Below are 16,756 nucleotides of genomic sequence, written 5' to 3'. Positions count from 1 at the left end.
AGGATTCCCTAATTATTTTTTAAATGCACCAATACCTGTTTTTAGCCATTGGTAAAATTCTTCGGCTTCATCGGTATCGAGTGTATAACCAATGGGTGTGTTTAGGTTTTCTTCGTTATGCCCTACCAACACGTAAAAGGGTTGGGTATTGGCTTTATAGCGAAGCGTTTGGAATTCTGTCCACTTTTGTCCTATTGTTTTTATCATTTTTCCTTCACGCACTTGTGAAGGTTTTACTTCGTTTTCGGGCAGTGGGCGTTTGTCATCTACATAAAGGGAAATAAGCACAACTTCATTGCGCAACACATCGAGCACCTGAGGGTCTGGCCATACATTTTGCTCCATACGCCTACAATTGACACACGACCAGCCTGTAAAATCTAACAATACGGGTTTGTTTACCTGTTTGGCATAGGCTAATCCTTTATCGTAATCGTCAAAAGTTACAATATTGTGAGGCTTAAACAAGTGAGCTCCTTCGGGTAACTTGCCTTCATCTACACCTGTTGCATTGCCACCGGCAGTATAGCCTACCCCGTAAGGTGATTCGCTATAATGTTGTGGAGGTGGGAACGCATTGATAAGGTTTAGTGGTGCGCCCCACATCCCTGGTAGCATATAAATCGTAAAGCTGAGGGTGAGCAAGCCTAAGCACAACCTGCCTACTGAAATACGGCTTTCGTTGTCATCGTGTGGCAAGCGTATTTTGCCAAACAAATAGAGGCTCAAGGCACCAAATATGGCTATCCAAATGGCGATAAACACTTCGCGTTCGAACCAATGGCTTTGTTCAACCAAATCGGCATTTGATAAGAATTTGAATGCTAAAGCGAGCTCTAAAAATCCTAATACTACTTTGACTGTATTGAGCCATCCACCTGATTTAGGCATTGAGTGTAGCCACCCTGGGAAGGCTGCAAAAAGGGCAAAAGGAAGTGCTATAGCCAATGAAAAACCAAACATTCCCATAATAGGAGCGATGCCCCCTTCGGAAGCGGCTTGCACTAAGAGCGTGCCTACAATGGGGCCTGTGCAAGAGAATGACACTATAGCTAAAGCTAACGCCATAAAGAAGATGCCTACAAAGCCACTGCGGTCGGCTTGGGCGTCTATTTTAGTACTCCACGAGCTAGGCAAAGTAAGTTCAAATGCTCCTAAGAACGACACAGCAAAAACTACTAAGATAATGAAAAATATGAGGTTGAACCAGAAGCTACTTGCCAAAGCGTTTAGCGCATCGGAGCCAAAAACTGCGGTAACTACAGAACCTAAAAGCACGTAAATGACGATGATGGAAAGTCCGTAGATAACGGCATTTCTAATACCTTTGGCTTTTGATTTACTTTGCTTGGTGAAGTAGCTCACCGTCATTGGTATCATTGGGAACACGCAGGGGGTAAGCAATGCTGCAAAACCTGAAAAGAAGGAGATAATGAATATCGTCCATATGCCCATTTGCCCTACTGGGGCATCATTGGTGGCACTATCGGTGGGGGTAGCTACTGCTTTTGTATTGCTGGTAGCGGTAGCTGCTGTATTGTCATCGGGGGTGAGGGTAAAGCTAAATTGGGGGGTGGCTGTAGCGACTGCACTGCTGGTGGTATTGGGCAGTGTAAACTCTAAGTCGGCAGTATCTGGGGGGAGACAACTGTGGTCGTTACAGCTCATAAATTCGACACTTGCTTTAATAGTTTGCAAGGGCTGTGTGAGCTTGATGTGTTGTGTGAAAGTAGCCCGATTGTAAAAATAGGCTATTTCCATATCGAAGACGTTGTCGTGCTTTACAATAGGTTTTGACTCTTCGGGTGTGCCTATTAGCTCATAGCCTTCTTGTTTTTCAAAAGTGAAGGTGGTGGGTACAGGTCCGTTGGCAGGCAGGTGCTGTCCGTAGAGTTTCCAACCGTTTTCTATTGTAGCAAAGGCTACTAAGTTGTATTCGTTGTCGTTAATTTTCTGGGCTTGTGTAGTCCATTTTACAGGGTTGTGTATCTGTGCGGATACAGCTACTGTAAAGGCTATCATTATCAGTGTTATAAATTTTCTCATTATTGTTTTTATAATGTTTAATATTTAAAATTTTAAATGTTTAATATTCAATGGTTAAAATATATGTTTTATAAAAATTACTTGTGCGGCACTCTCTTTGGGGCATAACACTTACCAAAGAAACATAGCATATATTGTGCCAAAAAATACTACTGCTTTTGCAGGGGGCAAAGGTACGAAATAATGTTTAATTATTAATGCTTTGAGAAGAATTTTGAATTTTGAATTCTGAATTTTGAATTTTGAATTGATGGGACTTGTAGGACTTTTGGGACTTGTGGGAGGTGTGGGACTTGGGGGGAGTGCGTTATCCTTCGCTAAACCTTCGCTCATCCTTCGCTCATCCTTCGCTGAAGGTTCGGTGAGAAGAATTTTGATTTGATGGGACTGTTGGGACTTGTGGGGAGTGCGTTATCCTTCGCTAAACCTTCGCTCATCCTTCGCTGAAGGTTCGGTGAGAAGAAATTTGATTTGATGGGACTTTTGGGACTTGTGGGAGGTGTGGGACTTGTGGGGTTTTGGGGGGAATGTTCCAGAAAAACTTTGGCAAACTTTGAAAGTTTGCCAAAGTGTGTGGCGCAGCGAGGGACGGGGGAATTATGAATTGGGAGTGATTGTATAAAAAATATTTGTTTATTAAAAAACATTTACTATTTTTGCCGTTGTTTAAAAAAAATGTCTTTTTCTTTAAAACTGACTATGGAAAGGTTATATACTGGTATTATTAAACAGATAATAAAACACAAAAATAAGGGAATTATTGCCTATACTGATGATAGTGGTATAGAACAAAAAACTCTTTTTTTTTAATTTGAAATTAAAAGGTAAAACAAGAAAATATTGAATATTGCGAAATTTTTGAAGGAAAAATCTATTATTTGAATGAATGTCCTTATAAGATTGGAAAAGATATTTATGTGATTGTTGCAGGAGTTGATAAAAAAGGAATTATTAATTTTAAAACCGTATTGTAAGCATTTATGAGTTCTAAGTTTTTCACCAATACCGAAGGGAATACCTTGTTTAAGAAGTTTGAAGGAGTGCTTGAAAATAATCCTATAGCTTTTTTTGATGCTTTAGTAGGCTATTTTAGGGCTTCAGGTTATTTTAAATTGCGTCCTTTTTTAGAGAAAATGAGCGAAATACGTATATTGGTGGGTATTAATGCTGATAAACTAATTGCTGATGCTAAACGAAAAGGATTATTATACTTAGAGGATAAGATTAAAACGAAAGAAGAACTTTTGAGGTCTATTACACAAGATATAGATAAAGCTCCTTATGAAGCTGAAGTGGAGGATGGTATTAAGCAGTTTTTAGACGATATTTTTTCGGGCAAAGTAAAGATAAGAGCTTACGGACAGAAAAAACTGCATGCTAAATTCTATATCTTACGCCCAATGAACTTTAATAAAGATTCTTTTGCAAGTGTGATAATGGGTTCGTCTAACCTTACAAATGCTGGTTTAGGGATTTATGATGATGCTAATTACGAACTTAACGTACAACTCAACAGTTATGATGATGTAAAGTTTGCTCTTGATGAGTTTGAGCCTCTTTGGAAAAATGCTTCTGAACTTATTCCTGCAGATATAGACAAGCTGATCGCAGGCACTTATTTAGCTAAAAATACTCTTACTCCTTATGATTTGTATTTAAAAATGCTTATAGAGTATTTTGGTGAAGAAGCTGTTTTGGATAGTCTAAACAATGAAGAACTACCTGAAGGGTATACCAATTTGCAATATCAGGCTGATGCTGTAAATGAGGGAGTGCGTATGCTGATGAAACACAATGGTTTTATACTAGCTGATGTCGTGGGACTTGGTAAAACAGTGGTAGCAACTCGCATCATAAAGAAGTATATTGCCAAGAACGGACATAACACTAAAGTATTGGTAGTTCATCCTAATGCTTTGAAAGTGGGGTGGGAAAACACAATAAAAGATTTTGGTATAGGTAATTATGTTGATTTTATTTCAAATGGTAGCTTACACAAACTATTTATAGATAAAAACATTGACTATCAGAAACCTGAGGAATATGATCTTATTATAGTGGATGAAGCTCATAATTTTCGTTCGTCTAACACTACTAAATACGAATATTTAGAGTTACTTTGTAAAACACCACGTATAGGATTGGGTAATGATATGAGTAATAGAAAAAAAGTAATACTTATTTCGGCTACCCCTATCAATAATAAGCCTGATGATATAGCAAACCAAATATTTCTCTTTCAAGATGCAAGGAATTCAACTATTGAAGGAGTTCCTAACCTTAAATCATTCTTTTATGAGAAAAGTGTAGCATACCAAAACTTAAAAAGTTTGAAAGGTGATGCGCTAATAAAGGAGGTAAAAGCTATTTATGAGCCTATCAGAGAAAAAGTATTTTCGGAAATAGTAATTAGGCGTACACGTGCTGACATTAAGAAAATAGAACGTTATAGTGAAGATATAGCCTCGCAAGGAATGACATTCCCTACAGTAGTAGGTCCTAATAAAATAAGCTATAATTTTAATGCTTATCAGGCACAAGTATTTGAAAGTACAGTAACTGCTATTCTCACTAATTTGGCTTATTACAGGTATAGAGCTATTGAATTTCTTAATCCTGAATTTGCTAATTTATACGATAATGCTCAACACATAGCTTTACAGTTGGCAATGATAATGAAGACATTACTGGTAAAACGTTTGGAAAGTAGTTTTACAGCTTTTGTTAATTCTTTACGCCGCTTCAAAATTTCTAACCAGAGAATGATAGAAATGTTTGCCAATGATAAAGTGTATATTGCTCCTGATTTGGATATTAATAAGTTTTTAGACAATTACCGAGAAGAAGAATTAGAGGCTAAAATAGAATCTTTAAGTGAAAAATCGCCTAAGAATAGGATATTTAAGGCTAAAGATTTTTCGGAAGGCTTATTGGAAGGACTCAAAAAAGACCAAGTAATATTGGAAGCATTGGTACAACAGTGGGAAAATATAGGAGAAGACCCTAAGCTAGAAGAGTTTTTTAAAACAATAAATACTACTCTTTTGGATGAGAGGAATATAGAGAAAAAATTAGTTATCTTTTCTGAAAGTACAGAAACAGTTGATTATTTAGCTGATGAGCTTAGAAAGATAGGCAGGAATGATGTGTTGGCTATCAGTGCTAAAAATAGCAAAACTCAATTTGCTACTATTCGTAAGAATTTTGATGCTAATTACCCTGAAAATCAGGAAAATAAATACAATATAATCATTACTACAGAAGTACTTGCTGAGGGTGTTAACTTGCACCGAGCTAATGTGATATTGAATTATGATATACCTTGGAATGCTACTAAACTAATGCAGCGTATAGGGCGCGTGAATCGTATTGGTAGCAAAGCTAAAAACATTTATGTTTATAACTTTTTCCCGACTGCTGAATCTAACAAACTAATAACTCTTAACGAAAAGGCTCTGAAAAAACTACAAAGTTTTCACACTGCATTGGGGGAGGATGCCAAAGTGTATACGGAAGAGGAACAAATAGTAGATAACGTTTTAGGTAATCTACAAACACAAGAAGAAGTAGATGAGCGTTTACAATATTTGGAAAAAGTACGTATGCTATATAAAAATGATTTGAAAACCTACCAACGTATTAAAAAATTACCTTTAAAAAGTCGTATTGCACGATTAGCCAATGTGAAACGTGAAGAAGCTCTTGCTGTTATAGGACAACCTATAGATAATGCTGTACTTTGCTATCTGCGCAACCAAATGAAAGAAGGTTTTTATGTAGCTAATGAAAACAACTGTGTGGAAATTACTTTTTACCAAGCTATTAAGCTATTTGAAGCTACCAAAGAGGAAAAAACCACTATTATTGAAACACAATTATTTAAACCTGTAAATAAGGCTATTATTCATTTTAAGGAAGTATACAACAGAGAGTATTCGGTTGAAGAATTTGATAAATACAATTTAAATAAGCAGGAAAATAAAGCAAAAAAATTCTTAGAAAATTTGATAAAGATGAAAGTGCAAGCAGGACTTACAGATATGCAAGTAACAATTATAAAAACAGGCTTGGAGACTATATATAGAGGAAAATTTAATCGTTTTTTAAGAGAAGTAACTCAATTAGCGACTATACAGAAAAAGAAGCAATTTCCTCTATCAATATTGGTAGAGAAACTTGCAGAGATATTAAATCATTATCCTTTTGCAGAGATAGCTCGTCTTGATAGTTTACGACTAAAAGAAAATCATATAGTTCAAACCTACGAAGAACCTACTATAGTGCTTACAGAAACTTTTATTTAAGATGACAAAGACCGAATTACGCCAAATATTTCAAGCTCCTTACAACCAAAAAACTTGGGGGCATAGTCTTCATTTTTTGAGTGGCAATAACGATAGATTACAATTACTTTTACCACCCAAAAGTATTACTCTTTATACTAATGAAGCTACTAAGCTAGTAAAAAGCTTTCATCTGTTAGGAAAGCTGAGAACAAACGATGATGTAGAGTTCCCCATCTATGAAGTGATTTTGAATAACAAGGTACAGATAAGCCATAATAAAGTAACGGTAAACAACTTTGTAAAGAAGTATATCGTAAACAATGCTATTGAAGGAGCACTGGTGACTTATGCTTATGAAGATACCGATAGAAAAGAATGGCGTTTTTCATTCATCAGTAAAAATACAGCTAGTGAATTTTTTGCTGAGGCTGAAAGTAAAGAAACTAATCCGCGAAAATATACTTACGTTTTTGGTACAGATGAGCTTCATACTACAGCTGTTGAGCGCTTTTTTACTCTACAACAATCTAATTTTGAAGTAAAAGATTTTTTTGCTGCTTTTGAAGTAGAAGCACTTAATAAAGAGTTCTTTGAAGAGTATAAAGCTATATATGAGGATTTTGTAGAACACATTACAGGAAAGCGTTTTGTAAAAGAAAAAGGGAAATGGGTAGAGAAAGAAAAACACTTGCCAGACCCACAATATCTCTCTCCTTTTGGAGAAGATGACAAATGCGTACGTGATTACGTAAAGAAACTATTAGGACGCTTGGTGTTTTTATATTTCTTACAAAAGAAAGAATGGCTGAATGGTGATGTAAATTATCTGAAAAATTTATTTGGAAAATCAGATAAAACATCTTTTTTGGAAGAGGTATTAGAGCCACTATTTTTTGGAGTACTTAATACCAAACCAGAAGACAGAAGAGCGCTTTTTGAAGCTGAGCAGTGGAATTTATCACTACTAAAGGAATGGGAAAAAGTGCCTTACCTGAATGGGGGGCTGTTTGAAAGAGATATTATAGATAATGAAAGGGTTATTTTCTCGGAAGAACTTTTTGAGCGTACCTTTGAGTTTTTTAGTAGATACAATTTTACCATTGATGAGAACGACCCTGAAGATACCCAAATAGGTATTGATCCTGAAATGTTAGGGAAAATATTTGAGAATCTTTTGGAAGACAATAAGGATAAAGGGGCGTTCTATACTCCTAAAGAGATTGTACAATATATGTGCAGAGAGTCGCTTATTGCCTACCTAACTGAGAAACACAAAGAGGAAGAGGTAAACATACGCAATTTAGTAGAAAAGCACAACACTAAATGGGAGGAGGATACTTGCAAAAAAGTACTTAATAGTCTAAAAGAGGTAAAAATATGTGACCCAGCGATTGGGTCGGGAGCATTCCCTATGGGGATGCTGAATGAGTTGTACAAATGTAGGATAGCACTTGGGGAGGAGAAGTCGGTAAATATAAAGAAGGAGATCTTGCAAAACAATATCTATGGAGTAGATATTGAGAAAGGGGCTGTGGATATAGCACGTTTGCGTTTTTGGTTAGCCTTGGTGGTAGATGAGACTATTCCAGAACCTTTGCCTAATTTAGATTTTAAAATTATGCAGGGAAATAGCTTGTTAGAGAGCTATCAGGGAGTGGATTTGAGTAATCTCACAACAGAAAATAATAATTTAATGCTTGTTGAAAATTCACAAAAAGACTTATTTGGAAACTATGTAGAACCACAGCTTAAAATAACCTTTACCAAAAAAGACTTTACTGAAAGCTTGCAGCAAGATATTAAAAAATATTTTAGTGTTACAGACGCTGAAACAAAGAAGCGTTTAAGAAAACAAATTAACAACAAAATACAGGAGCATATAGATTATAATTTGGAGTTGCGTAGAAATCACCTAGAAAGATTAAAGTTAGAAATTACTCCTAAATATAAAAATGATATTTTAACTCTTAAGCAAGAAAGAGAAAAAGAATCCTTAGAGCAGGAGATAGCAAAATTAGATATAAGCCGTAAGGAAATAATAAAACTACAAGAAACAGATGAAAAACCTTTTTTCTTATGGCATATATATTTTGCTGATGTATTTAAAGGGGCAAATAATTTAAACAACTCTGGCTTCGATATTGTCATTGGTAACCCACCATACATTGATTCAGAAGCAATGGTGAAAAATGGACAAGAAGCTATTAGAAATACATTATCTATAGAATATGACTTCTGTAAAGGTAATTGGGATATTTATATAGCTTTTTTTGAAAAAGGTTTTAAAATACTTAACGAAAAAGGAATATTAACATATATCACCCCTGATAAGTGGACTTCTAAGCCTTTTGGTTATGAATTAAGAAAAGAACTATTCCCAAACTTTTATAGAATAACAGAATGCGGAAGAAATATTTTTGAAAGTGCTAATGTAGATGCAATTATAACATTTCTAACAAAAAAATTAAAAAAGGAAATTCTTATAGATATTTTTGCAAAAGAAAATATTATAAACTTTTCTATCATCAGTAAAGAAATAATAAAAGAGCCTTACTCTTTAGATTGGTTATTCTCTAAAAATATTAGTATCATAAATAAGGTAGATTCTTGTATAAAAATATTTTCTGACTATTGGGTATGTGAAAATGCCTGTGCAACATCAGATGCTTATAAGATAAAACCATACATATCTGATACAAAGTATGATTCTAGTAGACTGAAAATAATAAATACAGGAACAATAGGTAGATTTATATCTAAATGGGGGGAGAAAACAATGACTTACCTTAAAGATAAATATCAGATTCCAACAGTTAATAAAGAAGAGTTTAGTTTGAATTTTAAAAATAGTTATGGTATGAAATCTTATTGCCCTAAAATTATTATTAAGGGCTTAACTTTATTGGACGCTTGCATTGATAAAGAAGGTATTATTATTCCTGGAAAATCAACATTAGTTATCACATCTGATACTGCAAAAGAACTTTTTTTCCCTTTAGCCCTTATAAATTCAAAGTTTTCTATTTTTTATATAACAGAAAAATATAGAGGCTCAAGCTACAATCAAGGTATAAATTTCAATCCTGAAATGATTAATAACTTACCTATTCCTTTAATAGAAAAGGATATATTATATCCTTTTATAACTTTAGTAACACAAATTCTTAATGCTAAAGAAAAGGATTCTAACTTTGACACAATAGACTTAGAAAATCAGATAGATATCTTAGTCTATAAACTTTATAACCTAACGTATGAAGAGGTAAAAATAATAGATCCTAATATTGAAAGTATTATATCAAAAGAAGAATATGAAGCAAAGAAGTGAGTTTTTAACTCACTTCTTTGTTAATCATTGTCAGATAGTCTAAATTCTATTTCATAGTTTTTTATAAAATCAATTTCTTCTTGTGTAAGTCCGTACAAAGGACAAATAAGATCGTCTATTTTGTCAATAATATGTTTTGATTTTTGAATTTTATACTCTTTAAATTCATTGATATGATAACTTGAATCCTCTGTTACAGTCCTATTCTTAGCATTATTTTCTATATCAGCTAAGTATTCTTGATAAAGTTTTTCTAATGCTACAATATCTTTATCACTAAGATAGGGTATTGTAAAATTCTCTATTTCATAACTTTTCCAATTAAGATTGTCAGAATAAATCTGATAAAACCAAAAAGAAAGATTACTACTTAGTATTCCTCCAATAGAATTAGATAATTCAGAAGAAAATAATAGCATTTTTTCAGCAGAAGAACCTGTTGAATAATTTGTAACAACTTTAAAATATCTTCCTCCTGCAGCTCTATAATATATAGGATTCCCTTTCTCTGATAGATATTTAGATATAGTTTTTTGATTGAGTATTTTTGTTAAAATATTTCTTTCTATATTATAGCTGATTTTTGGTATACGTCCTACTAACATTAGATCTTTTGTTTCAACAAAATCTAAATTATTAATAAGTTGTTCAAGATTAAAGTTTTTTCCTCTTCTATACATTTTAGTAGATAGAATACTCTCACAAGGTGTATTTGTTTTCACATATTGAATAATGGAAGTATTTACCATTGCATTTTCAAAAACAGGTTTAGGACGAACCGCATAAGAGGACAGCTTTATTGCTCTACAATTATTTCTTAGTAGCTTATGAATTCCTATTACAGCTTCGCTTGATGTAATAGATATAGGTACTATAAAGCCTAAATTTCCTCCTTTTTTCAATAGGTTATAGCCTAATTCAATAAAGAGTGTATACGTATCTAATGAACCTTTTTGTATTCCTTTGATAGTTTGAGCAGATATATATTTCTTCTTTAAAACCTCTTTATCTTCTTGTGAAAGTTTAGCTCCATACGGTGGGTTACCAATGACAATATCGAAGCCAGAGTTGTTTAAATTATTTGCCCATCTTTGTTTTATTATTTTTAGCTATCTTTGTCGGTTAATTAAATTAATTTAGACAATGATATACGGTTACATTAGAGTAAGTTCTGACAAACAGACTGTTGAAAACCAACGTTTTGAAATTGGTAATTTCTGTGAGAAAAACAACCTAACTATTGATGTTTGGGTTGAAGAAACCATCTCGGGGATGACAAAAGTGGAGAATAGAAAACTTGGTAAACTCCTTAAAAAAATGAAGAAGAATGATGTGCTTATTTGCTCGGAGTTGTCGCGGTTGGGGCGTAACCTCTTGATGATTATGGGGGTGCTGAATGAGTGTATGAACCGCGATATTCAGGTGTGGACTATCAAAGATAATTATCGCTTGGGGAGCGATATCAATAGCAAGGTGCTGGCGTTTGCCTTTGGGCTTTCGGCTGAAATTGAACGCAACCTTATCAGTCAGCGTACCAAAGAGGCTTTGGCTCGCAAAAAAGCGGAGGGGGTAGTGTTGGGTCGCCCTAAAGGTAGTAAATCTTCCAAAACGAAACTTACGGGAATGGAAAAACAAATTAAGGAGCTTTTGGACAAGAAGGTGTCGTATTCGGCTATCGGGCGTATTTTGGGGGTGCATCGGCTTACGGTAAGTGCTTTTGTAAAGGAAAGGCTGGAAAAACTTATGTAAAGAGGGGGAGAATTACCTTTGGCAAACTCTTGAAATTTGCCAAAGGTGTGGCGTAGTTGTTTTTTTAGACTTGAATAACGCCTAAATTGAAGGGGCGTTCGATAGGGGCGTGGTTGGCTGCTTCGATGCCGATGGAAATCCAATTGCGGGTTTCTAATGGGTCTATCACTGCATCTGTCCAAAGGCGAGCGGCTGCGTAATAGGGTGAAATTTGAGCATCGTATTTGTCTTTTATATGGTTGTAGAGCTGTGTTTCTTTTTCAGGGGTGAGTTCTTCGCCTTTCTTTTTGAGGGTTGCAGCTTCTATTTGCAAGAGTACTTTGGCGGCTTGTGCTCCGCCCATTACGGCTATATTGCCTGATGTCCAAGATACAATAAGGCGGGGGTCGTAGGCTTTACCGCACATTGCGTAATTGCCTGCGCCATAGGAATTGCCTATAATAACTGTAAATTTGGGCACTACGGAATTGGCTACGGCATTGACTAATTTAGCTCCGTCTTTGATGATACCTCCGTGTTCGGATTTGGAGCCTACCATAAAGCCTGTAACGTCTTGAAGAAAGACAAGTGGTATTTTTTTCTGATTGCAATTGGCGATAAAGCGGGTTGCCTTGTCGGCACTATCGGAATAGATAACGCCGCCAAATTGGAGTTCGCCTTTTTTGGTTTTTACTACTTTTCGCTGATTGGCTACGATGCCTACTGCCCAGCCATCGATGCGGGCATAACCTGTGATAATGGTTTGTCCGTAGCCTTCTTTGTATTCGTCAAACTCGGAATTATCTACCAATCGGTAAATAATTTCTTTCATATCGTAAGGTTCGGAGCGCAATTTGGGCAAAATGCCATAAATCTCCTTAGGGTTTTTAGCGGGTTTTTGAGGTGTAACACGATTGAAGCCTGCTTTTTGTGCATCGGCTATTTTGCTCATAGTGCGGCGGACGCGGTTGAGTGCATCTTTGTCGTCGAGGGCTTTATAATCGGTAACTCCGCTGATTTCGCAGTGTGTGGTGGCGCCTCCAAGTGTTTCATTATCTATATTTTCGCCTATAGCGGCTTTTACTAAATAGCTGCCTGCCAAGAAAATACTGCCTGTTTTATCAACAATCATAGCTTCATCGCTCATAATGGGCAAATAGGCTCCTCCTGCCACGCAACTGCCCATCACTACGGCTATTTGAGTGATGCCCATACTGCTCATCATCGCATTGTTGCGGAAAATGCGCCCGAAATGCTCTTTGTCGGGGAATATTTCATCTTGCAAAGGGAGGTATACGCCAGCACTATCGACAAGGTAGATGATGGGCAAGCGATTTTCAATAGAGATTTCTTGTGCACGAAGGTTTTTCTTGGCTGTAATGGGGAACCAAGCTCCTGCTTTTACGGTGGGGTCGTTGGCAACAACTACGCATTGTTGTCCTTCTACATAACCGATTACTACTACCACGCCTGCAGCTGGGCAACCGCCGTGTTCGGGGTACATACCATCGCCTGCAAAAGCTCCAATTTCAATATATGGAGCCTCTTTATCTAACAGATAATCTATGCGTTCGCGAGCTGATAACTTGCCTTGAGCGTGAAGTTTTTCGAGGTTTTTAGCACCGCCTCCTTCTTTTACTTTTTTGAGGCGTTTGCGCAATTCGCTAAGTGCTAACTTGTTAAAATCGTCGTTGCTATTAAAATCTAAATCCATTTTCAGTAGTATATGAAAGCGCAAAGATATGAATAATAATTCATTATAAATTAAAATTTGGTGCTTTTTGTTGCTTTGGGATTGTCAATTGCATTTTAATTCGTACATTTGCAGCATCAATAACTTAAAAACAAATCGAAAAAAATGACAAAACACAAGTACACGAGAAAGCAAACCAGCCTACACCCAGAAATTATTGACTTGCTAAATGAACAAGTAAGCAAAGAAGCTGAAGCGAGCTCACTTTACTTGGCAATGGCGTCTTGGTCGGAGTACAACGGTTATCCTCGTAGCGCTGAGTTCTTTTACGATCACGCTGTGGAAGAAAGAGATCATATGATGAAAATCTTCCGCTTTTTGAACGAAAACGGAGCTCGCGCATACGCTCCTAAAGTGGGTGAAGTGCAACAAGATTTTGAATCTCTTAAAGAGGTTTACGAAAAAACTTTAGAACACGAAATTAAAGTTACTCAATCTATCTTTGCTATATTCAAAAAAGCACGCCAATCTGACGACTATGCTTCTGAAAACTTCCTACAATGGTTTGTACAAGAGCAGCTTGAGGAAGAGCGTTTGGTGCACTCTATCTTAGACTTGTTTGAGTTCTACGATGAAAACTCATCACCTATAGACCTTAAACTAATTGACGACCGTATTCCATTGGAAGGAAAGGAGTAACAAAATGATTTTAGTAACTGGTGGTACAGGGCTGATTGGTAGCTCCTTGCTTTTTTACCTTACACAAAATAAGGAGCATAAAGTGAGGGCTATCTATCGTAATGCCGATACCTTACAGCGAGTAAAACAACTATTTAACAGCCTATCTAACAATGGCGAAGCGCAATTTGCTGCTATTGATTGGGTAGTTGCCGACCTTAATGACATCCCTGCGCTTGAAAAAGCGTTTAGGGATGTTACTTTTGTTTTTCACTGTGCGGGACTCATCTCTTTCAAACCCAACGATTTTGATAAACTTATAGAAGTGAACGTACAGGGCACGGCAAATATTGTGAACTTATGTATTGACTTTGGGGTGAAAAAGCTGTGCTATGTGAGTTCGGTAGCTACACTTTCGGCAACTCCTAACAAACTAATTACCGAAGAGAGCGACTGGAACAACGAGGAAAACAACACTGATTACGCTATCAGCAAACACGGTGGCGAAATGGAGGTGTGGCGTGGCTCGCAAGAGGGGCTAAAAGTGGTGGTGGTAAACCCTTCGGTAGTGCTGGGCAGTGGGTTCTACGACAGTGGTTCGGGACTGCTATTCAAGAAAATAGCTGAAGGATTGTCTTACTACCCCTCGGGAGGCACGGGCTTTGTAGCGGTAACTGATGTTGTACGCGCTATGATACTACTGCAGTTTTCGGAAATTGAAAATAGGCGTTTTATACTCAATACGGCTAATTTAAGCTATCACTCTCTTTTTGAAAAAATAGCCCAAGCAATGGGCGCAAAAGCTCCTACAAAACTTGTATCGCATAAAAAACTGCGTTTATTGGCTCGATTGGATGCTTTTTTGAGCTTTTTACACTTGAAAAAACAACAACTTTCACTATCGGCAGCTGATGCTTTGGGGCTTACAACTACTTATGATGGTAGCGCCATAGAAAAAGCTATCAACTTTAAATACAGCGACATAGACGATGTAATAAAAAAGAGTGCTAAGGGACTAACAAAATGAATGCAAATTTAAATCCTAATAAAGAAAATTACAGTAGCCAAGAATTGGATATAGAGCGGGCACTACGTCCGCTTTCATTTTCTGATTTTGCAGGTCAGGAGGCTGTATTGGAGAATCTGAAAGTATTCGTAAAAGCTGCGAATATGAGGCAAGAAGCACTCGACCACACGCTATTTCACGGGCCTCCAGGACTAGGGAAAACGACCCTAGCGCATATTTTGGCTAATGAATTGGGAGTGGGGATAAAGATTACCTCAGGCCCTGTATTGGACAAACCGGGTGATTTAGCAGGATTGCTGACTAACCTAAAGGAACGCGATGTTCTTTTTATAGACGAAATACATAGGCTAAGCCCTGTGGTGGAAGAGTATCTGTATTCGGCAATGGAGGATTATAAGATTGATATTATGATTGAATCGGGTCCTAACGCACGAACAGTACAGATAAAACTCAATCCTTTTACTCTGATAGGTGCTACTACGCGCTCAGGACTATTGACGGCTCCTATGCGGGCTCGCTTTGGAATACAAAGCCGCTTGCAGTACTATTCTACCGAATTATTAGCCGAGATAGTGCAACGCAGTGCTACTATCTTAAAAGTACCCATTAGTGCAGAAGCAGCTACCGAATTGGCAAGTCGTAGTCGTGGTACGCCTCGAATTGCAAATGCTCTGTTACGGCGCATTCGCGATTTTGCACAAATAAAAGGTAATGGAAAAATTGATATAGAAATCACTCGTTTTGGGCTTAAAGCTCTAAATGTAGACGCTCACGGACTAGACGAAATGGATAATAAGATTTTAGCTACCTTGATAGATAAATTCAAAGGAGGGCCTGTAGGGATTAGTACACTTGCTACAGCTGTTTCGGAAAGCGCGGAAACAATTGAAGAAGTATACGAACCTTTCTTGATACAAGAAGGCTTTATAGTGCGCACTCCGCGAGGTCGTGAGGTTACCAACTTGGCATATAAGCACTTAGGACGCTTAAATCCTGAAAAACAACCTTCACTTTTTGACTAAACCCTCAAAAAAGAAAGGCTATCTAAGAATTAAAAACTCTCAGATAGCCTTTTTTCTATTTTATAATAAGGCAAACCTAATTAAGCCAAAGCCTCAGAACCGCCCACAATTTCAATAATCTCACCTGTAATTGTAGCCTGACGTGCTTTATTGTAAGTAAGTATAAGCTCATTTTTAAGCTCTTGCGCATTATCAGTAGCTTTATGCATAGCCGTCATACGGGCTCCGTGTTCAGAAGCTGAAGAATCACGTAAAGCTTTAAACAACTGCATTTTTAACGAACGAGGTATCAATTCCTCTACTATCTCACGTTTAGAAGGCTCGTAGATATAATCAGTAACAGCTTCTTTAGAAGATACCGGTTGAATTGGTAAAAATGTTTCGGTTGTTAATATCTGAGTAGCAGCATTCTTAAAGCTGTTATACACAAGCACAATTTGATCAAATTGTTGCGAGGTGTAAAGTTGCATCAGCTCAGAAGCAACATCGGCAGCTGCGGCATAAGATAAATTATCAAATATATGATTGTTATTAGCCAATACCTTATCTGTCTTTCTCAGAATATCATTACCTTTTTTACCAAGTGTATAGAAGTGCAATTGCTTACCTTTAAAGGTAGTTTGCTGCAACTCCAACACTTTCTTCAGTACACTCGAGTTGAAAGCACCGCAAAGCCCACGATTGGAGGTAATAGCCACTATAAGTACATTTTTTGTTTCACCTGCTCGTGGATTATACACATTCTCGCTGCCTAAAGCTGAACTGAGATGCTCTAACAATTGTTTTAACTTGTAAGCATAAGGTTTCATTGATAGAATAGCATCTTGCGCTTTCTTAAGTTTAGCTGCCGATACCATTTTCATAGCTCCCGTGATTTGCATCGTAGAGCTCACTGATGAAATCCTGCTTCGTATTTCTTTTAAATTTGCCATTGTATCAATTTAGCAT

10 protein-coding genes are annotated in these 16,756 nt (G+C 36.7%); 6 read left to right on the top strand and 4 right to left on the bottom strand.

The window, feature by feature from the left end:
* Nucleotides 1-12 precede the first annotated feature (12 nt).
* Nucleotides 13-2,046, bottom strand: a complete 2,034-nt coding sequence (locus tag J4N46_RS08970; RefSeq protein WP_208059015.1) for a protein-disulfide reductase DsbD family protein — start codon at nt 2,044-2,046, stop codon at nt 13-15.
* Nucleotides 2,047-3,026: 980 nt separating this feature from the next.
* Here J4N46_RS08970 and J4N46_RS08965 point away from each other — a divergent pair.
* Together J4N46_RS08965 and J4N46_RS12955 are read left to right on the top strand one after the other, a co-directional pair.
* Nucleotides 3,027-6,350 carry a helicase-related protein gene (locus J4N46_RS08965; RefSeq protein WP_208059014.1) on the top strand — a complete coding sequence of 1,108 codons (3,324 nt, stop codon included), beginning with the start codon at nt 3,027-3,029 and terminating at the stop codon, nt 6,348-6,350.
* A 322-nt stretch (nt 6,351-6,672) separates the two neighbouring features.
* Nucleotides 6,673-9,660 carry an Eco57I restriction-modification methylase domain-containing protein gene (locus tag J4N46_RS12955; protein WP_208059013.1) on the top strand — a complete coding sequence of 996 codons (2,988 nt, stop codon included), beginning with the start codon at nt 6,673-6,675 and terminating at the stop codon, nt 9,658-9,660.
* A 20-nt stretch (nt 9,661-9,680) separates the two neighbouring features.
* On the opposite strand, the gene J4N46_RS08955 is transcribed toward J4N46_RS12955, so the two are convergent.
* Nucleotides 9,681-10,760, bottom strand: a complete 1,080-nt coding sequence (locus J4N46_RS08955; RefSeq protein ID WP_317194297.1) for an Eco57I restriction-modification methylase domain-containing protein — start codon at nt 10,758-10,760, stop codon at nt 9,681-9,683.
* Between the two features lie 43 nt (nt 10,761-10,803).
* Here J4N46_RS08955 and J4N46_RS08950 point away from each other — a divergent pair, with 43 nt between their 5' ends.
* On the top strand, nt 10,804-11,409 hold the full coding sequence (locus J4N46_RS08950; protein WP_208059012.1) for a master DNA invertase Mpi family serine-type recombinase: 606 nt from the start codon (nt 10,804-10,806) through the stop codon (nt 11,407-11,409).
* A 64-nt stretch (nt 11,410-11,473) separates the two neighbouring features.
* Here J4N46_RS08950 and J4N46_RS08945 read toward each other — a convergent pair whose 3' ends face one another.
* Entirely contained in the window at nt 11,474-13,102 is a 1,629-nt protein-coding gene (locus J4N46_RS08945; RefSeq protein ID WP_208059011.1) for an acyl-CoA carboxylase subunit beta, read from the bottom strand.
* Nucleotides 13,103-13,246: 144 nt separating this feature from the next.
* On the opposite strand from J4N46_RS08945, the gene J4N46_RS08940 reads away from it, so the two are divergent.
* The 3 genes from J4N46_RS08940 to ruvB are packed head-to-tail and all read left to right on the top strand — an operon-like array spanning nt 13,247 to nt 15,808.
* Nucleotides 13,247-13,780, top strand: a complete 534-nt coding sequence (locus J4N46_RS08940; RefSeq protein ID WP_208059010.1) for a ferritin — start codon at nt 13,247-13,249, stop codon at nt 13,778-13,780.
* Nucleotides 13,781-13,784: 4 nt separating this feature from the next.
* Nucleotides 13,785-14,786 carry an SDR family NAD(P)-dependent oxidoreductase gene (locus tag J4N46_RS08935; protein WP_208059009.1) on the top strand — a complete coding sequence of 334 codons (1,002 nt, stop codon included), beginning with the start codon at nt 13,785-13,787 and terminating at the stop codon, nt 14,784-14,786.
* Nucleotides 14,783-15,808 (top strand): Holliday junction branch migration DNA helicase RuvB, encoded by a 1,026-nt coding sequence (gene ruvB, locus J4N46_RS08930; protein WP_208059008.1) that lies wholly within the window; start codon nt 14,783-14,785, stop codon nt 15,806-15,808. The genes J4N46_RS08935 and ruvB overlap by 4 nt, the downstream gene beginning before the upstream one ends.
* A gap of 80 nt (nt 15,809-15,888) precedes the next feature.
* Here ruvB and atpG read toward each other — a convergent pair whose 3' ends face one another.
* Nucleotides 15,889-16,740, bottom strand: a complete 852-nt coding sequence (gene atpG / locus J4N46_RS08925) for an ATP synthase F1 subunit gamma (RefSeq protein ID WP_208059007.1) — start codon at nt 16,738-16,740, stop codon at nt 15,889-15,891.
* Between the last annotated feature and the right edge of the window lie 16 nt (nt 16,741-16,756).

The organism is Capnocytophaga bilenii (assembly GCF_017565765.1).
GTDB lineage: Bacteria > Bacteroidota > Bacteroidia > Flavobacteriales > Flavobacteriaceae > Capnocytophaga > Capnocytophaga bilenii.
The sequence above is the reverse complement of the archived record's forward strand: the minus strand, read 5'-3'. Positions and strand labels throughout refer to the sequence as shown.